Source organism: Nitrososphaera sp. (assembly GCA_039938515.1).
Classification (GTDB): Archaea; Thermoproteota; Nitrososphaeria; order Nitrososphaerales; family Nitrososphaeraceae; genus Nitrososphaera.
The window spans coordinates 12,881-32,874 of the sequence record JBDUUL010000010.1 but is presented as its reverse complement, the minus strand read 5'-3'; the positions used below and the strand labels follow the sequence as shown (position 1 = coordinate 32,874).

The window sequence follows — 19,994 nt, the reverse complement described above, 5'->3', positions numbered from 1 at the left end:
GAAGCTTTGGCGTCTTTTGAATTATTCGCCTGCCAACTCCCGTCTTTCGCCAGTTGAACTGTAGATTACATGTCTGTAGGTCAGTTCAACCGCCTGTAGCTGTACTGTCTGATCGCTATCCAATCGAGTTTATTGGGCAGGTGTAATTGGTTGGCTTGCCTTTACTGTTATTCTTGTGACCAATTGGGACCGCGTTTAGAACATGGGCATAAATGTCAATGAAGAATAGAGCACATGATGACTTACTCCTTGTCCATCCTGCTTGACGGTTCCAGTCCCTTCTGTATTGACATTTTTCTCAAGATCGAGTCGATTATGTCGACTGCGCGAGAAACCAACGCTTCATCCATCACAAGAGGCGGAAGGAGTCTGATTATGTTCCTTCCCGAGTACAGCATGAGCAGTCCCTGACGGATTCCGTCAAAGAGCACGTCTTTGACCTCAAAGCGCAGCTCGACGCCAATCATCATGCCTTTGCCGCGAACCTCGCGGATTATCCTGTGCTTTTCCTTGAGTCGCTCCAGCCCTTCCCTGAACAGTACGCCCATCCTGGCGGCGTTGTCGACAAGGCCGTCCTCGGTCAGCGCTTGGAGCGTGGCGTGCCCTGCAGCGCAGGCAATGGGGCTTCCGCCAAAGGTAGACGAGTGTTCGCCTAGTTTGGTCGCCTCCATTATCTCCGGCCGGGATGCAATAAGGCCCATGGGGATGCCGCCTGCGATGCCCTTTGCAAGGCACATGATGTCCGGCGTGGTGTTCCAGTGCTGGCCTGCCCACATCTTGCCGGTCCTTCCAAGGCCCGCCTGTATTTCGTCAAATATCAGCACGAGCTTGCGCCTGTCGCAGATTTCGCGTATTTTCGGAAGAAGGTCGTCCGGAGGCACTATGATTCCGGTCTCGCCCTGTATCGGCTCCAGGATGACGGTTCCGGTGTTCTCGTCGATTGACTCTTCAAGCTTTGCCGGGTCGCTGTACGGGACGAACTTGACTCCTTCAAGCAGGGGCATGAACGACTTGCGATATTTTTCATTGTAGGTGACCGAGAGCGCACCGAACGTCTTGCCATGGTAGGCGCCGTTCATGGCAATGATTCCGGGCTTTCCCGTGTACTTGCGGGCAAATTTCAGCGCGCCTTCTATCGACTCCGCGCCGCTGTTTGTAAAGAAAATCTTGGACAGCCCGGGCGGCGAAATCTCGGCAAATTTTTTCATGAACGCCAGACGGGTTTCGTTGTAGACTGACATGTGGGCCGTAATCAGCGTGTCTGCCTGACTCTTGATTGCAGAGACGACCCTGTCGTTGCAGTGGCCCACAAGCGCGACGCCGTAGCCTCCCATGCAGTCGATGTACTCCTTGCCGGACGTGTCCCACACCCGCGCGCCCTTTCCGCGCGCAAGATTTACCGGGAAGCGCTGGTAGAGGTTTGCAAGGTACTGGTCTTCGGCACTCATTTCGGCGTTATCACCGTGCAGTTCTGGTGGGCAATAGCCGAGGAGACAGGCCTTTCCACCTGGCCGGAAGCGATAATGGCCTCCTTCACGCCCATCTCGATGGCCTCGGTGCAGGCAAGGACTTTCTTTTCCATTCCAAAGCCAATCTTTGGGAGCGTATCCTTGGCCTGCTCGAGCGTCATGGCGGTGACCAGCTTTTCATTTAGCATAAGCCCGGGGACGTTTGTAATGAAGATGACCTTGTCGGCCTTGACCCCGCCGGCAACATAGGCGGCCGCCCTGTCGCCGTCAACGTTTAGAAAGTCATAGTCCTCGCTGAGCGCTATCGGCGAGATTACCGGCACGTAGCCCGTGTTTACAAGGTTGTCGACGAGCGCCGGGTCGACTGAACTTATCTTGCCGGTGTAGCCACCGTCTATCATCATTTTCCTGCCGTTCTCATTGATAATCATGAGTTTCTTTTTGCGCTCTGCCTTGAGAATCCCGCCGTCAACCCCGGCGATGCCTACCGCCCGGATTCCCTGCCGCAAAAGCATGCCAACGATGGCCTTGTTTATTTTGCCCGACATTACCATCGTGTAGATTTCTGCAGTCTCCTTGTCGGTGTACCTGCTGCGAACGCCGCCGGGCGATACGATGAACCTCTGCTCCTTCCCAAGCTTGGTCGCAATGCTCGTGACCTCCTTACCTCCGCCGTGCACAAACACGACCTTGTCCTTTTCCGCGACTGCCTTTATGTCGGAAAGCGCTGACAGGTGCAGGCCGTCAACGACACTTCCGCCAATCTTTATGACAATCATACCGGAGTAAGCGGGGTGAACTTGAGCCCTTCGGTTTCCTCGTAGCCGGCCATGACGTTCATGTTCTGGATGGCCGAGCCGGCGGCGCCCTTCATGAGGTTGTCAGACGCAGAAAGCGCGACGACGCGGTGGTTGTCCTGGTCTATGTCAAAGCCGACGTCGCAAAAGTTCGAGCCCACCACAAACTTGGGATCTGGGAACTTGTACAGCCCCTTCTTGTCGCGTATGAGCCGGACAAAGGGCTCGCCCTTGAAGGAGGCGCGGTACATCTTCCAGAGGTCTAGCTCCTCAACGTCGCGCTTGAGGAAGGTGTGGTTTGTAGTAAGGATTCCGCGGACAATGTTTACCGCGTGCGGGCTCATGCTTACGTGAATATGCTTCTTGGCTATCGAGGAGAGCTCCTGTTCAATCTCCCCGGTGTGCCTGTGCTTTGCAGGCTTGTACGGCCTGACGACTCCGTAGCGCATTGCGTGGTGCGTGCCGGCGTTTGCCTTCTGGCCCGCGCCCGAGGAGCCTATCTTGCTGTCGACCACCAAGTGCTCGGTATCAATAAGATTATTCTCTATAAGCGGCTTTAGCGCAAGAAGCGAAGTCACGGCCATGCAGCCGGGGCACGAAACAAGCTGGGCCTTTTTTATCTCGTCCCGGTGGAACTCCGGCACGCCGTAAACAGACTTGCTGAGCATCTCGGGGAAGGGGTGTTCCCAGCCGTACCACTTGACGTAGTCCTTGGGGTTCTTGAGCCTAAAGTCGGCGGAGAGATCGATTACCTTCATGCCCCTGTCGTAAAGGTCCTTCACAATCTTGTTTGCCTTGCCGTGGGGGACTGAGGTAAAGACAAGGTCGCAGGCGCTTGAGAGCTTGTCCATGTCCATCGGCGAAAACGTGAGATCGATAAAGCCCTTGAGGCTAGGATGGACGCGCTGGACGTACTCGCCGGCCTTCTGCCTTGAGGTAACCATGGAAATCTCGACCTTTGGATGGGTGACCAGCAGCCTCAGCAGTTCGCCGCCGACGTAGCCCGATGCTCCTACGACTCCTACCTTTGTCATGTGCTAAATGTACAACTCCGCAATGCTGCGCATTTCTTTAACTGGATGCCTCAAAAATCCTCATTTATATTTTTTGGTCGAATATGACCAAAGCGGGTCAGGTTTGACCAATTTTGGTCATGTTATTTTTTGGCTATCCTCACCGCGTAGTCCAGCATGGTGCCGGGAATGTCCGACTTTGAAACGCTAGCAGCGCCGCGAAACTCCACGGTGTTGTTTACTTCATGCACGACCAGTCCGCGGGTCTTGTCCTCCATGAGGTCGACGCCGACTATTCCGCCTCCCACCGCCTTGGCCGCCTTGAGCGCCATTTCTTCGAGTTCAGCGGTGATCGGAGCCTGCTCCGCGGTCCCGCCCCTTGCCACGTTGGTGCGCCATTCCTTTTCTGCAGAGTACCGGTAGATGGCAGCGGCTATTTCGTCGCCGACTACGATGCAGCGGATGTCACGCGGCGGCCTTTCAATCATTTCCTGAATGTAATATATTCTTGCAAGCGGGTTGTCGTCTTCTTCGCGCATCTCCACAATGACGTTTGCCATCTCGTCGTCGCGCAGCGGGAAGACGCCGCGGCCCCACGAGCCGACGATTGGCTTTAGAACCAGCGGAAAGCCGGTCTTCTGGATGCTCGAGATAGCCGACTCGGAGCTGAACGCAAACTGGGTGCGCGGCGTGGGGATCCTGCTCTTTGCCAGCACCAGCGAGGTCAGCAGTTTGTTTCCGCAGGTCTCGCCCACCTTGAACTTGTTGATTACTCTAAATCCGAGGAACTCGAGGCACGCGGTGAGGTAAAGGCCGCGGTAGTGGCTCACGGAGCGCTGCAGTATCACATCGCCAAGCTGAAAGTCCTTCTTTTTGCTCTCCGTGCTGACAACGACCGACTTTGCATCTACGATCTGTGCCTTTATCCCTTTTTGTTGGGCCTTTTCATAAAGAGCCTTTTCCTCGAATCGCACCTTGTCGTAAATGATGCAGACCTCGACCATTATTGACCCCAGTCTTCGCCTACTGTTTCTGCCGGCTTTAGCTCGACCTTGTCATTTCCTTTCGCGGAAATTTCAAAGTCGCCCCCGCAGTCGGGGCACGTGACAATTTCGCCCACGACCGCGTCTTCGGGAACGCCAATGTCGGCTCCACATTCTTGGCACTCGACCTTTGCTTTCAATTCTTTATGCCCCCCTCCCTTTAGGAGATTTTTCGTTCAGCCTTGTCTGCCCCTGGCTTGCAACCGAATTTGCCGTTATAGACTGCAGTCCCCAGAGCTCTACGAACCCCTTGGCCAGACTCTGGTCAAAGGTGGACCCGGCGGCATAGGTTGCCAGATCGTTTTTGTAAAGTGAGTAGCGTGATTCGCGGCCAACGACGCGGAGAGATCCACTCTGCATCTTTAGTTTTACTTTTCCGCTAACGCGGATCTGAGTCGCATCTATAAACCTATCCAGATCCGTGCGCAGAGGATCCTGCCAGAGGCCGGAGTAGCACAGCCAGCTCCATTGCTCATCGACGCTTCTCTTAAACGCCAGTTCGTGCTTTGTCAGCACCATCTTTTCAAGATCCTTATGCGCCTCAATTATCGTGACTGCCGCCGGGGCTTCGTAGACCTCACGCGACTTTATCCCGACGACCCTGTCCTCGATGTGGTCGACTATTCCGACGCCGTGCGAACCTGCCCTGTCGTTCACATAGGAGATAAGGTCGGTAAGTGGCATTTCCTTTCCATCCGCTGCAACAGGCACTCCGGCATCAAACGTGATCTCGATATAGCCTGCCTTGGTATTCTGCAGATCGACAAACTCGAACGCGTCCTGCTGGGGCTCAAAGTACGGATCCTCTATGTTGCCGCCCTCGACCGCGCGGCCCCACAGATTCAGGTCGATGCTGTACTTTTTTGCCTCGGAGCTTATCGGTATGGACTGTTCTTTTGCAAATTCTATCTCTACGTCCCTTGTCAGATTCATGTCCCTGATGGGCGCGATAATCTTCAGGCGGGGGCTCAGCGCGCGCATTGTGACGTCGAACCTTATCTGGTCGTTTCCCTTGCCCGTACAGCCATGCGCGATTGCCTCGGCGCACTCCTTTTCAGCCACTTCGACTGCCTTTGCGGCAATTAGCGGCCTGGCAAGCGCAGTCGCAAGGGGATACTTTGACTGGTACAGCCCGTTTGCCTTGATGCTTGGCGTGACATAGTCCGCGGCAAACTCTTGCTTGGCATCGATATAGACGTGCTTTATGGCGCCAATAGTCTTGGCCCTCTGCTCTATCTCGCCAAAGTCGTCGTCCTGGCCGACGTCGACTGTTACCGTGATAACGTCGAGCTTGTGCAATGTCTGGATGTACCTTATGCAGACGGAAGTGTCGAGGCCTCCAGAATATGCCAGGACAGCAGTGCCGCGTGCCATAAACAGCCGTTCGCGTCAAGAGCACTACATTTATATTTTTTGGTCAGTATTGACCCAAACGGGGGGCATTTGACCGATGTTGGTCAGCGATAGATCTATTACAAATGCAGTAAAGGAAGTGGTGAGCGGCGACCTTTCGTTCCAGGATTCTCTGCAGAGGGACTACTGCAACATAAGCGCTCTGGCCAGGATAATAAAGCCGCAGGTGGACAAGATGCTTGACAGGAACACGAGCATAGAGAGCATCGTCACGGCGCTCAAGCGGTCCCGGCTTGACTACGAGGTCCCGGAGAGGCCCATTGCGTCCATACTTGCCGCAAGCACAATAAGCGTCAAGACGGATGTCGCCAAGCTCTCGGCCAAAAAGAGCAAGAAAAATATCGAGAAAGTGGCAAAATCGCTCACCCAGAGCGTCGACAGCTTCACCAGCGTTTCTGAGAGCATAATGTCGATAACGCTGGTATTTGATGACACGCTGCTAAAGGACGTAAGGGAGATGTTCTCAGACGACGACATCCTGGAAGTCGAGGACGACCTGGCGGCGATTATCATTCACAGTCCCGAGGAAATCATCAAGACCCCGGGCTGCGCGATAGCGTTCTACAACCAGCTTGCGCGCAGGCACATCAACATCGAAGACACGGTGAGCTGCTATACCGACACAATAGTCCTTGTAAGGATGGACCAGGTTGGCAAGGCATTTAACGCGCTGACTGACCTTATCTCAAGTTCCCGCAAGCTGCCAAAGAAAAAGCAGGCGCACAAGTAGGCCCGGAGGAATTGCTTGCATAACATTCATCGCAGAACGGGGTCTCGGAAATGGTGAGCCGGCGTTATACGCTTGACGAGGTAAAGCGCAGGATAATCGAAGAGCTAAAGAATTCCGGCGCGGGGCTTTCAGGAGTGGAACTTGCAGACAAGACGGGCATTAACCGGATGACGGTCACAAAATATCTTGATGTCCTGCACGCCGTGGGACTTGTCGGCAAGAAAAAAATCGGGAGCGTCAACGTCTGGTTCATTGAACCGGGCGCAGCGGATCTGGAATTTCCGGTAAGCTACGTGCAGGCGCAGCAAAAGCTAATCGCCGCTGTTTTTGCCGGAAATGAAAAGCAGGCCCAGCGGCTGATGACCGGCATCCTGACCTCCAACGTCGAGCCTGTCAAGGCCCTCACCGACGTGATAATGCCTGCCGTCAACACCATTGGAGAGCTTTACAGCGTCGGAAGGCTTAGCAGGAGTGAGCGCTCTTATTTTCTGAATTTGCTTGGCGAGCTGACCGACCTTGTCAAGCTGACCGCACAGCCGCGTCAGTCCAGCCTGCGAAACGCGCATGCGATAATAGTTGCAGGGTCGGCCGACAGGGGGCTTGCCGCCAAGTGTGCCGCAGGCGCGCTCGCACTCGAGGGCTGGGACACGAAATACCTTGGAAGCGTGGAGCACGAGATTGACCCGTTCTTTGACATTGATTTCCAGCGCTTTGTGTCAAAGGAATGGGCTGACAAGAGCGGCAGCCTCGTAATCGGGATCTTTACGAGTGGCGAGGGCTCGCTGAGGTTTCTTTGCTCGGCGTCAAGGGCTCTCAAGGGCCGGCTCAAGGGCGAGCTGCGAATAGGGATCCACACTACCCCGGAGCTGCTGGCCATAGGCGAGGAAAACGGGGACTTTGCAGGAAAAGACCTAGAGTCTTTCCTGAACTGGTGCGCCAGGCAGCAGGCCCGATGACTGCAGCCTAGGCCTGCTGCAGCGGGTAGGGAAACGGCGTCAGCGGCTGGGCCTGAGGCACAAAGTGCTGGATGGCGATTGTGACAATTATGCCTATCACTATGAAGACGATGGACGCAAGGACGGCAATGCCAAAGGCCCTCAGCCAGCCGGTATCAAAGCCCTTCTTGAAGACTCCGATCCACGCGATAAAGGCTAAGATAAACGATATTCCGATCACAAGCGGCCTCTGGCCTATGGTCAGCTCCAGCGCCAACTGCGCTATGATAAAGACGATTGCGATGACTATCGGGCCGATTGCCGTCACGAGCATTGCTCTTGTAAAGCGGGCCTTGCCGCCGGTGAGAATCTTTGCCGCGATATATACAGGTACCGAGACTATGATCCAGGCTATGACCAGCCCCAAAATGAACGCGAGGACCGAAACAATAAGCACTCCTGCAGCTTGGAGGATAAACGGGTCGAAGCTAATCAAGCGTCCGACAACGAGAAAAAACCGACGACAATTTAAGCACTCTGCAGGCAGAAATGCCCCCGTCCGGTTCAGCCAGCCAGATCAAAGAGGTCTTGATTGGCCGTTATCCCAAGCCTTTTCCTGTCAATCTCTTGCCTTTATCGATCCGACAAGTTGCGGCGATCTACGTGCAAATTGGACCTGCCATTTCTTTGGATGCAGCTTGCGACGATAATGGCATTAATATGTAAGAGAGTTCATCCTCTACCCGAAAGGCTCGGCACTTGCTTTCTCCAACTCGGGAACCGGTGGCAGTCCAAGAAAGGGTCAGGCAGACACTTGAAAGAGGCGTTCAAATCGACCTTTCAACTGAACCCTGCAAGCGGTTTCTGCGCAGGCACGTAAATTCCAAGGTCGCGGTGGGTATCCTGTATGTGGACATTGACGGATCCACGAAAATGAGCATGTCGCTCCCTGCCCCCAAGTTCGCCCTCATGCTTCAGATTTTTTCGCAGGAGATGAGCCTGCTTATTTCTGAATTTGGAGGCTATCCGCTCAAGTATGTTGGCGACGCTGTCATTGCCCTTTTTCCGGGACAGCATAACGGCGTCCAGACTTCAAAGAGCGCGCTGGACTGCGCGGCAGAGATGCAGCAAATAGTCAGGACATCAATCAACCCGGAGTTCAAGTCTCACTCGCTTCCTGAAATCAAGATCAAGGTCTCGCTTGAATACGGAGAGCTGCTGGTGGTGCTTTACGGAAAGAGCATCGAGCGATCGCACATTGACATTGTCGGCCCAAGCATCAGCATGGCCGCAAAGATGCTGTCGCTTGCACACTCTGACAACATCATGATGGGCAACTCGATTTACAGCAAGCTTGCATCCGACAAGTCGGGCAAGTATAGATTTTCAGAGGTCAGAACGACCCCCGCGGAGTGGTCGTACCAAGACGAGAAGCATGGCGGCAGGTACAAGCTCTATCAGCTCGAATAACCCTGCAAAAGGGCAAGCGCTCAAAATAAAATTGGGAAATGCCGCCAGTTTGGATTTTGCCGGAGGTTACAGTATTCCAAACAGGAGCCTGAGCAGGATTATCAGGACGATAATGCCCAGAACGACCCATACTATTGTCCAGATCATACAGCTAGCACTGGAGGACACAGGAAATAAGCGCGATAGGGGAGTATTCCCTAGCACGGGCTCGTATAATTCAAAGGGGTTCAGCTGTCAAAATTGCTTTAAGTCTTGGGGTGCATTTTTCAAAAAGAAGGGTAACTCGGCAGTACCGAACGGTGACCGACGAGTTTATTCTTGTGCAGCGGTTGCAGTGAGTTGACCCATTTCGTTGTACATCTTCAAGAACTGGAGTCCCTTTGATGTGGTCTTGTATCTGCTTACTCCTGGCTCGTATTCAAGCAGGCCGTTTTCTATCATGACCGATAGATAGTCGCGCAGCTGTGCGTACGAGAGGTAGGCGCTGTACATTATCTTTGTCTTGGTGGTGCCTCCGTTTGCCGCCTCAAGTATCTGTGAAACGATATCTGTCCGACTTCTATATTTCATAGTCCGCTAACAATTCTTAGGGTGAGTATTTAATATCAGCGAATTGTCTGTACAGAACACTCTTCCGGCGAGGCAATACCCTTTTTGGTTTGTATAATTTTTTATGTCGCAGGTGCGAATCTGATGGCATGGGAAAAGCTGTTTGTACTAAAGCTATTCATTTCTTGAGGAGCTTATCAATTGACCGACAATAACTCTAATCCCGGCACCGCGACGAGGCTGCGCGAAAAGAACAGTCCCGTCAGGCGTCCTCATGAATACTTGGCGCCGCTAAAGGAGGCATACGGGTACTGCAAAAAATGCGCAAGGAGGTCGACTCCATGCCTGAGGTGCGGTTACTGCTACCTCTGCCACCCGTTCAAAGAATACGAGGAAGAAGCGGAAATCTCGTACCACAACAGAATTACCTCCTACCCTGGATCTTAGAACTGCGGGTTTCATTAGTAATTGAATGCCTGTATCCGGGCAGCCCGCCATGTTCACCTGCATGGCATAAAATCGAGCTCCACGCCGTGCCTTTCGCTGTAGCTGAACTCAAAGACCTCGTTATCGGCTATAGGAAGCGTTGAGAGGGGCTGGCTGGCTTTGCAGGCAGGGCAGGAAGACAGGTCTATTCTCGGTAAAAAGTCGCTGCTCAACGCTTTGGTCTGCAATAGAGAAGCGCTCCAGTAGCAGTTCTCACACATGACAAAGACCCGCGATGGGAGGCTGCTTTCAAAAATGCTGCCTGACGCTTCACTCTCTGCAGAGGTATGCTGGGAGATTTGATTCTGATCTGAGATCGGCATATGAATGACGGCTATTTCCGTGGCGGACGGCTTATCAATCGTAAAGCTAGCGAACTGTTCAGCTTGAATCAGCTTTAGCTAACCCGGGTAACCCTCTGGAGACAGGGATTTCCAAATGCTCTAATGGACAAATTCGTGCTGCGACAGCAGGCTGAAAATATCCTCAAGGTCACAGCACTGGCACTTGCCTGCTATGCATGACTCCCTTGACTGATGCCCGCAGAGTCCGCACTTGCATGCCATGAGTTCAAAAGCGCGCATTGTGGGCAGGTCCGGGTTGATAGTTGGGCCCCTGCCGTTCTTATTATGAGTGATTTGCATGTGCTTCTGATAGAGGATACCGTCAATGCGATAATAGCCTAGACGTTGTTTATTCTCAACGACATGCCCTAAATGAAGAGACTGCCGATGCTTCTCGCACTTTCTGCTACTGCTGAAAATTTATAATAATATGCTGTACCCGGCCACGGTAATTAGTAGTCTATGCCGGACTAGATGTCAATTTACCTGCACGAACGCGGGCACTGGTGCGGACGACTCGCCTTTCGAGTCGGTCGAGGTCACCGTTACCTGCTGCCGGCCTGAGCTGTTAAAGACATGAGTCACGTTCTCGCCTGCTGCCGTTGTTCCGTCCGGTAACTGCCAGTGGTATGTGTAGGGGGCTATTCCGCCGGTCCCCTCGGCTGAAAAGGTAGTCGGGCTTCCTTTTAGCGCCGTGTTTGGATAAGTCACGGCAACAAAGACCTTTGGCTGAGGCGCCTGGTTAATGAACGGAAGGCTGAACACGGGCCCGCTATTTCCCTGAGATTCGTCAACCGCCCCTTGCACGAGCTGGTCTGTCTGGCTCTTGTTCATGAGATTGAATATAATGAGCGCGACGCCAATTCCGACAGCGATGCCTATGCCAACGTAAAAGAGGGACTTTTTGCTGCCAGAAGCGGACTTTTTCTCAGGCTCTGCCATGACCGTTGCCTTTGAAATCTTATGTTGTTCAGATATACAAAGCTAACCAAAGCAGGTTTGAATCTGGGAATTTGCAGACAAGGACTGGCCCTTATCGCTTTAAATATTGAGACGAGATATGGATAGAGAGCAATCGTGAGCGTTACGGGCGTACAGACCACAGACGAAAACCTGGCCCATAAACGCAATATTGCTATACTATTTGTGGCTGTACTAGCCGCCGGCACTGCCGTCGCGCTAATCATGTATAGTCATGACAGGTATTCGCTTCTCTTTTACGGCGACGCAGTCTCCCATCTTGTCGGGGCAAGAAAGCTATTTGACTGGTCAGAAAACCCCGGATGGTCCCAGCTGGGCACCGTGTGGCTTCCTCTTCCACACTTCCTGCTTGTGTTTCCTTCGTTGATAGACTCGTTATTCTTTACAGGGTTTGCAGGTCTGGCCATTAGCCTGCCATGCCTCGCATTGACTGCCGTCTTTATCTACAAAATAATTGAAAGGATTCTTTCCGCTCACTTGCAGGCAAATCGCTGGATAATTTCGTATGCTGCGTTTGCCGGTGCACTTCTGTACGCACTTAATCCAAACTTTTTGTACCTTGGCATTACCGCAATGACTGAGGCGCCCTTCATGCTGTTTTTCGCGGGGTCGGCATATTATCTATTGAAATGGTTTGAACTTTATTCGACTGCTGATCTGCGCAAGAGGAGCAAGTATGTGCTAATTTCATCCATATTTGCCTCCGCGGCAACGCTCTGCAGGTACGAAGGCTGGGTGCTACCAGTGTTTATCATTACTGCTGTCGTGCTTGCGGAAATTTTGCAACTCAGGAGAAGGAAAATTGGCGAGAATCGATCTTTTGCAAAGGAAACTTCACGAAGTGCCTCTATCTCAGGGATGGTACATGCCACAAAGAAGACGTCGGTTGCTCTCATGATAATGGCTTCTCTGGTGTCAGCGTCGGGTATTGCATTCTGGCTCGTCTACAATAAAGTGACTTATGGCAACGCGCTCGAATTTGAAAGTCAGAAGTATTATTCGGCGGCAGCTCAGGCGCTAAGCAGGCCAATCCGTGAAACCCTGTTCCTCCAGCCACTAAATGACTTCAATGTTTATGGCACTACAATGTTTATTGTCTACGGTCCAGTTGTTTTGGCTAGCGCTGGCTTTGGTTATTACCTGTATCTTCGTCTGAGAAAGTCGCTCTCCAGAGGCGATCGTCCACGAACTGAAAAGACCTCATTCTTTCTACTTTATCTATTGCTCCCGGCCGGATTTACAATTGCATCGTTGCTAATTGGCATAGGTGAGATGACCCTCTGGTTCAATTCTAGATTCGTTATCCTCATTGCACCCTTGGTCCTTGTACTGGTCTCGGTATACATCTCTCGCCAGCCCAAGATGATAATTCGCAATAAATTATTTCTGTTCGCTGTTATCGGATCTTTGTTTGCTTTTCAATTCTGCCTTCCCGCGTATGGTGCAGTTGTAACGCTAGCAGATGCAAGCGCTGGTTTTGATACGGGCTCGTCGTCCTATTCCGTTGCTGCTGGCGAAATGATGAGGCACTTGTATGACGGCGAGGGCAAAATCATGGTAATTACGGGGTCCTCACAGGAGCATAGAATAATGATTGCCAGCGGAATTCAGCTTCATAACTTTGATGACATCACTGAGTCCAGTTCATGGAAAAAATCTTTCTACGCACCGTGGAACACAGATGATCGGTTCATAATCTTGGGCAGACAACCAGACTCTGATGCGGTCAGTGTTATAAAATACTGGCAGGATCACCGACCAGCTCTTGACGAGCATTACCATTCGGTGTATGAGGACAAGTACTACGAAATTCTAGCTCGGAGCTAGCGAGCCCGCGGACCCTGGCGAGAGTTTCTTTGCAGGAGTTAGTTAGGCTAGTGTCTCCCACACGCTCTTCTCCCTCGACCTTCTTGTACTAGATCCGTCAAACGCTCTTTGCGACAGCACCGTGAATATGTCTTCCAGGTCGCAGCAGTAGCATCGCCCTTGTATACATGCGAACCGAGAATCGTGATTGCATGCGCCACATTTGCAATGATAAATGCCGGTATTAGGTAGGTTGCTGACTTTATGCATTAGATGCAGCAATCCTACAATGATTATCGCTTATTAAGCGAGTCAGCTAAATTTCTGTCGGCCCGTAGGGGAATTATCTGCTAGAAAGTAAGTCGCGAGCCTTGGTAAGGTGCTTTGAGAGTCTATTGCAATCCTGGATTCCGTCTGTTATCAGATCCTTAACAGCTTCCTGATTTCTATTGAGGATTGATCTATAGTCCGCCTGATGACATAATGGCATAGAACCTGTACGCGCTAGATGTTAAAGGAACGAGTGCCAAGCTGCCCGATGCTTGCCCGCTGTACAAGGCCGATTGGCGCGGTAATACTCTTCGCTGCGCTGGGCGTGTGGCTTCACGGCGCTTCTGCGCAGCCTGCTCAGGCGCCAGCGGATAGCCTTCAGGTCCTAAACATGAACAGCTACACTGATTCTAGCGGCAGGTTCACCGTGCTGGGGCTTGTGCACAATAATCAGAATTCCTCCGTGGACAACATCCAGGTCTACGTCAAATTGTACAACAAGACAGGGGCTGTTATGGCCTCAAACAGGGATTATCTGCACGACTATATGCTAAGCCCCGGCCAGTACTCGGCGTTTTCAAGCTCGTTTGACCCGGCAGTTTCAAACGGCTGGGCCTATTTTCAGGTGACAGCCACTTTTGACCCAAAACCGGATCCGGACGTTCCCGCTCTTGAGCTGAAACAATACAGTGTGTCTATTGACCCTAATGGCAACTTCCACCTGTCAGGCAAGCTGTCAAACCGCGGAAATGCGACAGTACAGTTTGCCCAGGTTAACGGAGGCTTTTTTGACGCGCAAAAACGCCTGGTGGCGGTTGACTTTGAAAACGCGGGAATGAGCAGCATAGCCCCCAACCAGTCGGTGCCATTTCAATTTACAATTTATGGAGATCATGCAAAAGATATCCGGTTTTCTCTGCTCAATGCACTGAGTTACGACGCCAACCGTTACACCACCATAGGCAACAATGCCAGTCCCTCGGCTCCCAGCTTGGTGCCCGTAAATCTTGTGATACGTGCAAACAATGATTCAGTTAGCGTGGGAAACCAGAGGATTGGCGCCCTTGATGTTCAAAACAAGACCAAGGGCAGCTATGGCGAAAATGCAGTCCCAGAGTTTCCGCTGCCCGCGGTTGCGCTGTTGGGAGGAATTGCAGGAGCCATTCTGATTGCAAGGCGGCTGATGGGGGGCTCGATGAATACTTACCGCGGATGAATCCAGTTCAGTAGAGCACGGAGCGAAAGGCCCGGGCTGGAACCGGACGACCGATGCATGCATCTTAGATTACTGCTTCAGTTTTTGTAAAAAGCGTTAATGCACATTCATACAATGTTGTAATATTTGTATTTTATGAAATCGACATTTTGCATCACTTGGCTGATGCAACAATATTGTGCCCGCAGTACTCTTAATAATGTCGCTTTACGCTGTGCCAGCATTGACTGTACTTGACGGTAAACCGAACTTTGAATGCCTTGCATGCAAAGCCAAATTCACTACTGCTTACGGTTTGGCGATGCATAGCAGCCTGACTAGGCATGACGACTTTGAAGTGCTATGCAATTAAAGCCCACCGGCCTAACCTGCGGACTTGGTGCTGGTTTGAAAACTAGTTTGCACCTGTAAGTTGCCTTACCCTATTGCAGATTTCAACAAGCTTGAACGGTTTGCGAATTATATCTTCGTAGGTTACAACCGGCAACTTTGCCTGAAGGTCTTTTGCATGTACTTCGTACGCTGACATCAAAATGACCTTGACGTTTGGGTTAATGTCTAGTAAGTGGTGTGCCAAGTCAACGCCGTTCATGCCAGGCATTCGAATGTCAGTTAGTACCAGAGCGTATTTTGCTGGGCTGGCTTTAAAGTCGTCAAGCGCCTTTAGTGGGTTGACAAAGCCCGTTGGTTCAAAGCCATTCTTGCGCAAGTGCTTTTGTACTAGGTAAAGTATGTCCGGCTCGTCTTCAACCACGAGCAGCCGTAAGGCACTTGACAATTGCAGAACATATTCGCTGCATGTTAATTAAAGCAATGGCAAGAATGTGCTGCAAAATAGCTAGTCGAGACGTAATTAGCATGCTAGTCGCGGTCAACATTGCGACCATAAGAGGGTTCTAGTTTTAAAAAGCAAAGACCGCCGGCTTGAACCAGCGGGTTTGAAATGACGTAAAGGCACATGGTCGCACAAACTTGTTGATGGCACGCAAGTGCTAATTGCACATGCACGGCGTTTCAAATAAAGGCTTTAGTACAATGACTTGCCCGCCGAAGTTTGACGTGCAGGTCGGTCGCCCGGATAATACGGCCTAAGAGCCCTAGGTGGGATTCGGACCCACGACCTAAGGTTTACGAAACCTTCGCTCTGCCAGGCTGAGCTACTAGGGCAAAACGCAAACTAAAGTCGGTGCCTGTCTAATAAATCGTTGCTGCTGGAATAAATATCGCAGTTCACACCGTACAGCCGCGGCATGAAAGTATCAATTTCCGGAGTTAGGGGGATTTACAGCGACTCTGACCTGAACCTGCACGAGGTCACCAAGTTTTCAGATTCATTTTCTTCTCTGATAAAGTCCGGCAAGTGTACCCTCGCACGAGATACCCGCCCGTCAGGCAGGGTGTTGTCAGAAGTGGTCGGGTCGGCGCTGATGGGGAGCGGAATAGACGTTTACAATCTCGGCATCGCTCCCACCCCGGCTGCGTTTAGGGAAGCCCGCAAGACAGGTGCCGCAATCATAGTCACCGCATCCCACAATCCGCTAGAGTGGAACGGCCTCAAGTTCGTAGTCGGTGGGAGGGGCCTGTTCGAGTCGGAACTCGAGGCAATGCAAAAAGCCGCCAGGCGCGAAGCCGTGCCGCCCGTCTTTGGCAAGGAATATCCTGCAGAATCGACCTATGTTGACGACATTGTATCGCTGACGCTCTCATCGCGCTCGTCATCGCCTGTATCGGTTGCGGTTGACTCTGGCGGTGGAGCGGGCTGCGGCTACTCTGAGGCCCTCTTCAAAAAGATATCAAAACGCGTCATCAGCGTAAACGGCATTCAGGGGATATCATCGCGCGGGCCGGACCCCACCGTCGACGAGCTGTCAGACCTCAGGGCAATTGTGACCTCAAACAAGCTCGACGTGGGCTTTGCCCTGGATCTTGATGCTGACCGGCTCGTGGTTGTCAGCGAATCCGGCGAGAAGCTCAACTCTGATGCCACGCTTCTCTTGAGCATAGCACGGACGATAGAGATGGGGATGAAAAAGTTTGTCACCAGCATTGATACCAGCGTCGCCATCGCCAGGTACGTAAAGGAGCACGGCGGGACCATCACCCAGTCAAAGGTCGGCGAGGCAAACGTCGTAAACGAAATGCTCAAGCAGGGCGCCGATGCAGGCGGCGAGGGCAGCAGCGCCGGCTTTATCATGCCCAGCTTTAACATGTGCCGCGACGGGCTGCTCGCGGCAGCCACGATTTCCACTCTTGAGCGGGACAGGGCCAAACAGGTACTCAAGTTTGCATCGCAGTTCTCACAGGTAAGGTCGAAAATTCCTGCAGACTCCGCCCTGCACGGCAGGGTTATAGAAAAGCTGCCGGAGATCCTCGGCAGGGATGCTTCGGAAGTGATAACGATTGACGGAGTCAAGGCCATCATGGACGAGAGTTCATGGGTTCTGGTCAGGCCGTCTAACACCGAGCACGCCATCCGCGTCTCGGCAGAGTCAAGTGCGGAGCGCGCGGACTCTCTCTACAAGTGGGCAAGCCAGAAGGTGCTTCAGGTGTATGAGCAGATTAAATGAAGCCGAGATAATCGGCATTTTCTCTTCGAAGCTCAAGATATCGGATCTCGATGACGTTGCCATTGCAAATCTTGGACGGCTCCAGTCAGGAGGCAGGATTGCACTAAAGTGCGACATGCTTGTCGCCAGCACCGACGTTCCGCCGACCATGACCCCCGAGCAGACTGCGCGAAAAAGCATCGTCGCCTGCGTCAGCGATTTTGCGTCAAAGGGCATAAGGCCGCTTGCGGCGATGGTCGCGCTTGCGCTTCCTTCAGACGTCACGCCAAGTTACGTCGCGGGGCTGGCAAAGGGTTTTGCAGGTGCCTCCCGGGAATTTGGCGTCAGCATAATCGGAGGAGATACAAACAGCATCTCCAATGAAACGGTGATTGACTGCAGCATGATAGGAATCGCACCCGCGTCTATTCCAAAACGCAATGGCGCAATGCCGGGCGATGCCGTCGCGGTGTCAGGAACCTTCGGCCTGCAGTCCGCCGGCCTGAAGATACTTTTGCACGGTGCACGGGCTGCCAAGCAATTCGAAAAAAAGGCGGTGCGCTCTGTCCTTAGGCCGGAGCCGGCAATAAAGTTCGGGCTTGGACTGTCCAGGTATTTTTCCGCGTCAATGGATTCAAGCGACGGGCTTGCTATTTCGCTCTACACTATTGCTTCGCAGAGCAGGGCCGACATCGTGATCGAGTCCATGCCAGCTGAGCGCGGCCTTGGCGAGTTTGCAAGAGAAAATGGCTATGACCCCGAAGGCCTTGCGCTGTTTGGTGGAGAGGAATACGAAATAGTCTGCACCATTCCAAAGAACCGGATTTCCGCGGCAATTCGGGCGGCAAAGGCCAGCAAGGTCAGGCTGATTCAAATCGGAAAAGTGGTCGAGGGCTCAGGCAAAGTTCTCTACAGAGGCAAGGCAATCGAGCGGAAAGGTTACGACCACTTTGCACGCTAGACCGCCTTCATGCGGCTGAAGGAATACGTACCAAAGAGCCCAAGGGCGGCAGTGTATGCCGCCAGAATGGCCGTGTTGACGGCCAGATCCTGCACTCCGCTGTTGAGGATGGCCTCCCTCATTGCGCTGACTCCGTAAGTGGCCGGATCGATGGCCGTCAGGACCCGCAGCCAGGCCGGCAGATGGTCGAGTGGAAACAGCGCGCCGCTGAGAAAGAACAGGGGAAACACGACAAAGCTGACTATCATTTGAAAGCCCTCCAGGCTGTACATGTAGCTTCCAAGCGCAAGGCCAAGCGAGGTCAGACCGAATGAGAGGAGAAGCACTATGGCAAAGGTCTGGACGATTGAAAGCGGGGTAAAGCCTATCCCTATTGCGGCGCCTATCGCAAGCAGTATGGCAGACTGGATCAGCGAGTTTGTCATGCCGCCAAGAGTCTTTCCCACAAACACCGCTCCCCTGCTTACAGGCGCGACCATCACGCTCTTTAGAAAGTCAAACTTGCGGTCCCAGATTATGTACGAGCCGTAAAAGACGGAGCTGAAGATTATCGACATGCAAATGATGCCGGGAAAAATGAACTCCTGGTAGCTCACGCCGGGTATCGTCGTGGGATTTGCAGAGCCAAAGCCGGAGCCAATGACAAAGAGCCAGAGTATCGGCGTAAAAGTCGAGGCTACCAGCCTGCTTTTTTCGCGCAGGAAAACCTTGAATTCCCGCAGCCATATCGCATAGACCTTTGAGAGCTCGCCTTCGAGACTAATCGTACTTTGCAAATCTCTCTGTAAAGCCTCCTTCCGCCTCTTCCTTTATGTGTCTGCCGGTAAGCCTTATGAAAACGTCGTTGAGGCTGGGGCTTGAGAACTCGGCCGACTCGGCCTCGACGTGCTGCAGGAGAATCGGCAGATCCTTCTTGGCATTTTCCACCGCCAGCACTACGTATCCGTCGGCGCGCTCGGCCTTGCGGACAAAACTGAACTGCTGTGCGATTTTCTCCGGGCCCCATCCGTCGCCTGTCTTGATCTTGATAATGTCTCCTCCAAGTCCAGCTTTGAGCCCGGCAGGCGTATCCAGCGCGACTATTTTGCCCTTGTCGATAATTGCGATCCTGTTGCAGAGCATGTCAGCCTCTTCCATGTAGTGAGTTGTGAGAATTATCGTCACCTTTTCATCAATCACAAGCCGCTTTACGTACTTCCACATCGTCTCGCGGCTTGCCGGGTCAAGCCCGAGAGTCGGCTCGTCAAGAAACATGACCTTCGGCCGGTGCAATAGCCCGCGGGCGATCTCAAGCCGCCTCCTCATTCCGCCAGAGTAGGTCTTGACCTGGTCGTCCCGCCTGTCAGTGAGGCCGACTAGTTCGAGCACCGACGAGATCCTGTCTTTTCTCTGGTTACGGGGAACGCCGTATAGCAGCGCGTGAAGATGAAGGTTCTCCTCTCCTGTGAGCATGTCGTCACTGCTTGGCGCCTGAAAGACAATCCCGATGCTTGAGCGAACCTTCGAAGGCTCGGCTATGATATCAAATCCGTTTACCGTTGCGGTTCCCGAGGTCGGCTTTAGGAGTGTTGCAAGCATGTGAATCGTCGTGGTCTTGCCCGCGCCGTTGGAACCGAGCAGTCCAAAAACCTCGCTGTCGTCAATTTCAAGCGACAGGTTGTCGACGGCGGTAATCCGCCCAAATTGCTTGGTGAGGTTTTTTATCTTTATCACGGAGAGGTTGCAGCAAAACATTATCCGTTGCGGGTATTATGCCTTGACCCGCACGGACGGTGAAACGAAAATGAGTGAGAAGGAAACGGGCTGCCTCGGCTTAGCCGCCAATCTTGAACATCTTGGTTCCGCAGACAGTGCAGATTCCTTGTGTGGCAGGCTTGCCGTTTTTCATTGTTACTTTCTTTTCGTCTTTCATGTTCCTCTTTGCTTTGCACTTGACGCAATATGCTTCCATTGCAGGTCGTACAG

22 protein-coding genes and 1 tRNA gene are annotated in these 19,994 nt (G+C 52.6%); 8 read left to right on the top strand and 15 right to left on the bottom strand.

Annotated features, from left to right (window positions below):
* Window positions 1-242: 242 nt before the first annotated feature.
* From ABI361_05235 to ABI361_05210, 6 genes are all read right to left on the bottom strand, one after another.
* A complete protein-coding gene (locus tag ABI361_05235) occupies window positions 243-1,448 on the bottom strand; it encodes an acetylornithine/succinylornithine family transaminase (GenBank protein MEO9320057.1) in 1,206 nt (401 codons plus the stop codon).
* The gene (locus ABI361_05230; protein MEO9320056.1) at window positions 1,445-2,248 is read right to left on the bottom strand and encodes a [LysW]-aminoadipate/[LysW]-glutamate kinase; all 804 of its coding nucleotides are present in this window, start codon (window positions 2,246-2,248) and stop codon (window positions 1,445-1,447) included. Before ABI361_05230 ends, ABI361_05235 begins: the two co-directional genes overlap by 4 nt.
* Entirely contained in the window at window positions 2,245-3,300 is a 1,056-nt protein-coding gene (gene argC / locus ABI361_05225; GenBank protein MEO9320055.1) for an N-acetyl-gamma-glutamyl-phosphate reductase, read from the bottom strand. The genes ABI361_05230 and argC overlap by 4 nt, the downstream gene beginning before the upstream one ends.
* 122 nt (window positions 3,301-3,422) lie before the next feature.
* Window positions 3,423-4,283, bottom strand: coding sequence for a lysine biosynthesis protein LysX (gene lysX / locus ABI361_05220; protein ID MEO9320054.1), 861 nt, complete (start codon window positions 4,281-4,283; stop codon window positions 3,423-3,425).
* The gene (locus ABI361_05215) at window positions 4,283-4,462 is read right to left on the bottom strand and encodes an alpha-aminoadipate/glutamate carrier protein LysW (protein MEO9320053.1); all 180 of its coding nucleotides are present in this window, start codon (window positions 4,460-4,462) and stop codon (window positions 4,283-4,285) included. Before ABI361_05215 ends, lysX begins: the two co-directional genes overlap by 1 nt.
* A gap of 4 nt (window positions 4,463-4,466) precedes the next feature.
* Window positions 4,467-5,696, bottom strand: coding sequence for an argininosuccinate synthase (locus ABI361_05210; GenBank protein ID MEO9320052.1), 1,230 nt, complete (start codon window positions 5,694-5,696; stop codon window positions 4,467-4,469).
* Between the two features lie 76 nt (window positions 5,697-5,772).
* On the opposite strand from ABI361_05210, the gene ABI361_05205 reads away from it, so the two are divergent.
* Together ABI361_05205 and ABI361_05200 are read left to right on the top strand one after the other, a co-directional pair.
* Window positions 5,773-6,465, top strand: coding sequence for an ACT domain-containing protein (locus ABI361_05205; protein ID MEO9320051.1), 693 nt, complete (start codon window positions 5,773-5,775; stop codon window positions 6,463-6,465).
* Between the two features lie 50 nt (window positions 6,466-6,515).
* Window positions 6,516-7,421 carry a B12-binding domain-containing protein gene (locus ABI361_05200; GenBank protein ID MEO9320050.1) on the top strand — a complete coding sequence of 302 codons (906 nt, stop codon included), beginning with the start codon at window positions 6,516-6,518 and terminating at the stop codon, window positions 7,419-7,421.
* A gap of 7 nt (window positions 7,422-7,428) precedes the next feature.
* Here the strand turns inward: ABI361_05200 and ABI361_05195 are convergent, their stop codons facing one another.
* Window positions 7,429-7,896: a hypothetical protein gene (locus tag ABI361_05195; GenBank protein ID MEO9320049.1), complete on the bottom strand. Its 468-nt coding sequence runs from the start codon at window positions 7,894-7,896 to the stop codon at window positions 7,429-7,431.
* A 263-nt stretch (window positions 7,897-8,159) separates the two neighbouring features.
* Between ABI361_05195 and ABI361_05190 the strand changes: the two genes are divergently transcribed.
* Window positions 8,160-8,870, top strand: a complete 711-nt coding sequence (locus tag ABI361_05190) for an adenylate/guanylate cyclase domain-containing protein (protein MEO9320048.1) — start codon at window positions 8,160-8,162, stop codon at window positions 8,868-8,870.
* A 312-nt stretch (window positions 8,871-9,182) separates the two neighbouring features.
* Here ABI361_05190 and ABI361_05185 read toward each other — a convergent pair whose 3' ends face one another.
* Window positions 9,183-9,440 carry a winged helix-turn-helix domain-containing protein gene (locus ABI361_05185; GenBank protein MEO9320047.1) on the bottom strand — a complete coding sequence of 86 codons (258 nt, stop codon included), beginning with the start codon at window positions 9,438-9,440 and terminating at the stop codon, window positions 9,183-9,185.
* A gap of 180 nt (window positions 9,441-9,620) precedes the next feature.
* Here ABI361_05185 and ABI361_05180 point away from each other — a divergent pair, with 180 nt between their 5' ends.
* Window positions 9,621-9,866: a hypothetical protein gene (locus ABI361_05180; protein ID MEO9320046.1), complete on the top strand. Its 246-nt coding sequence runs from the start codon at window positions 9,621-9,623 to the stop codon at window positions 9,864-9,866.
* 53 nt (window positions 9,867-9,919) lie between these two features.
* Here the strand turns inward: ABI361_05180 and ABI361_05175 are convergent, their stop codons facing one another.
* Both ABI361_05175 and ABI361_05170 read right to left on the bottom strand, forming a co-directional pair.
* A complete protein-coding gene (locus tag ABI361_05175) occupies window positions 9,920-10,228 on the bottom strand; it encodes a hypothetical protein (protein MEO9320045.1) in 309 nt (102 codons plus the stop codon).
* Between the two features lie 498 nt (window positions 10,229-10,726).
* The gene (locus ABI361_05170) at window positions 10,727-11,191 is read right to left on the bottom strand and encodes a PKD domain-containing protein (protein ID MEO9320044.1); all 465 of its coding nucleotides are present in this window, start codon (window positions 11,189-11,191) and stop codon (window positions 10,727-10,729) included.
* A gap of 135 nt (window positions 11,192-11,326) precedes the next feature.
* Between ABI361_05170 and ABI361_05165 the strand changes: the two genes are divergently transcribed.
* Together ABI361_05165 and ABI361_05160 are read left to right on the top strand one after the other, a co-directional pair.
* Window positions 11,327-13,057, top strand: a complete 1,731-nt coding sequence (locus tag ABI361_05165) for a hypothetical protein (GenBank protein MEO9320043.1) — start codon at window positions 11,327-11,329, stop codon at window positions 13,055-13,057.
* A gap of 487 nt (window positions 13,058-13,544) precedes the next feature.
* Window positions 13,545-14,522: an FxLYD domain-containing protein gene (locus tag ABI361_05160; GenBank protein ID MEO9320042.1), complete on the top strand. Its 978-nt coding sequence runs from the start codon at window positions 13,545-13,547 to the stop codon at window positions 14,520-14,522.
* A 394-nt stretch (window positions 14,523-14,916) separates the two neighbouring features.
* Here ABI361_05160 and ABI361_05155 read toward each other — a convergent pair whose 3' ends face one another.
* On the bottom strand, window positions 14,917-15,300 hold the full coding sequence (locus ABI361_05155; GenBank protein MEO9320041.1) for a response regulator: 384 nt from the start codon (window positions 15,298-15,300) through the stop codon (window positions 14,917-14,919).
* 315 nt (window positions 15,301-15,615) lie between these two features.
* Window positions 15,616-15,689: transfer RNA gene (locus ABI361_05150), tRNA-Thr, on the bottom strand.
* Window positions 15,690-15,772: 83 nt separating this feature from the next.
* On the opposite strand from ABI361_05150, the gene ABI361_05145 reads away from it, so the two are divergent.
* Window positions 15,773-17,089, top strand: a complete 1,317-nt coding sequence (locus ABI361_05145; protein MEO9320040.1) for a phosphomannomutase — start codon at window positions 15,773-15,775, stop codon at window positions 17,087-17,089.
* Window positions 17,073-18,029 carry a thiamine-phosphate kinase gene (gene thiL, locus ABI361_05140; GenBank protein MEO9320039.1) on the top strand — a complete coding sequence of 319 codons (957 nt, stop codon included), beginning with the start codon at window positions 17,073-17,075 and terminating at the stop codon, window positions 18,027-18,029. The genes ABI361_05145 and thiL overlap by 17 nt, the downstream gene beginning before the upstream one ends.
* Here thiL and ABI361_05135 read toward each other — a convergent pair.
* The 3 genes from ABI361_05135 to ABI361_05125 form a co-directional block, all read right to left on the bottom strand.
* Entirely contained in the window at window positions 18,026-18,805 is a 780-nt protein-coding gene (locus ABI361_05135; protein MEO9320038.1) for an ABC transporter permease, read from the bottom strand. The two genes, thiL and ABI361_05135, sit on opposite strands and share 4 nt — an antisense overlap.
* The gene (locus tag ABI361_05130) at window positions 18,789-19,742 is read right to left on the bottom strand and encodes an ATP-binding cassette domain-containing protein (GenBank protein MEO9320037.1); all 954 of its coding nucleotides are present in this window, start codon (window positions 19,740-19,742) and stop codon (window positions 18,789-18,791) included. The genes ABI361_05135 and ABI361_05130 overlap by 17 nt, the downstream gene beginning before the upstream one ends.
* Before the next feature lie 100 nt (window positions 19,743-19,842).
* Window positions 19,843-19,980 carry a DUF5679 domain-containing protein gene (locus ABI361_05125; protein ID MEO9320036.1) on the bottom strand — a complete coding sequence of 46 codons (138 nt, stop codon included), beginning with the start codon at window positions 19,978-19,980 and terminating at the stop codon, window positions 19,843-19,845.
* Between the last annotated feature and the right edge of the window lie 14 nt (window positions 19,981-19,994).

Coding starts and splice junctions, on each gene's coding strand:
- ABI361_05235 (MEO9320057.1), bottom strand. CDS start 1,448: ATGAGTGCCGAAGACCAGTACCTTGCAAACCTCTACCAGCGCTTCCCG.
- ABI361_05230 (MEO9320056.1), bottom strand. CDS start 2,248: ATGATTGTCATAAAGATTGGCGGAAGTGTCGTTGACGGCCTGCACCTG.
- argC (MEO9320055.1), bottom strand. CDS start 3,300: ATGACAAAGGTAGGAGTCGTAGGAGCATCGGGCTACGTCGGCGGCGAA.
- lysX (MEO9320054.1), bottom strand. CDS start 4,283: ATGGTCGAGGTCTGCATCATTTACGACAAGGTGCGATTCGAGGAAAAG.
- ABI361_05210 (MEO9320052.1), bottom strand. CDS start 5,696: ATGGCACGCGGCACTGCTGTCCTGGCATATTCTGGAGGCCTCGACACT.
- ABI361_05205 (MEO9320051.1), top strand. CDS start 5,773: ATGTTGGTCAGCGATAGATCTATTACAAATGCAGTAAAGGAAGTGGTG.
- ABI361_05200 (MEO9320050.1), top strand. CDS start 6,516: ATGGTGAGCCGGCGTTATACGCTTGACGAGGTAAAGCGCAGGATAATC.
- ABI361_05185 (MEO9320047.1), bottom strand. CDS start 9,440: ATGAAATATAGAAGTCGGACAGATATCGTTTCACAGATACTTGAGGCG.
- ABI361_05175 (MEO9320045.1), bottom strand. CDS start 10,228: ATGCCGATCTCAGATCAGAATCAAATCTCCCAGCATACCTCTGCAGAG.
- ABI361_05170 (MEO9320044.1), bottom strand. CDS start 11,191: ATGGCAGAGCCTGAGAAAAAGTCCGCTTCTGGCAGCAAAAAGTCCCTC.
- ABI361_05160 (MEO9320042.1), top strand. CDS start 13,545: ATGTTAAAGGAACGAGTGCCAAGCTGCCCGATGCTTGCCCGCTGTACA.
- ABI361_05145 (MEO9320040.1), top strand. CDS start 15,773: ATGAAAGTATCAATTTCCGGAGTTAGGGGGATTTACAGCGACTCTGAC.
- thiL (MEO9320039.1), top strand. CDS start 17,073: ATGAGCAGATTAAATGAAGCCGAGATAATCGGCATTTTCTCTTCGAAG.
- ABI361_05125 (MEO9320036.1), bottom strand. CDS start 19,980: ATGGAAGCATATTGCGTCAAGTGCAAAGCAAAGAGGAACATGAAAGAC.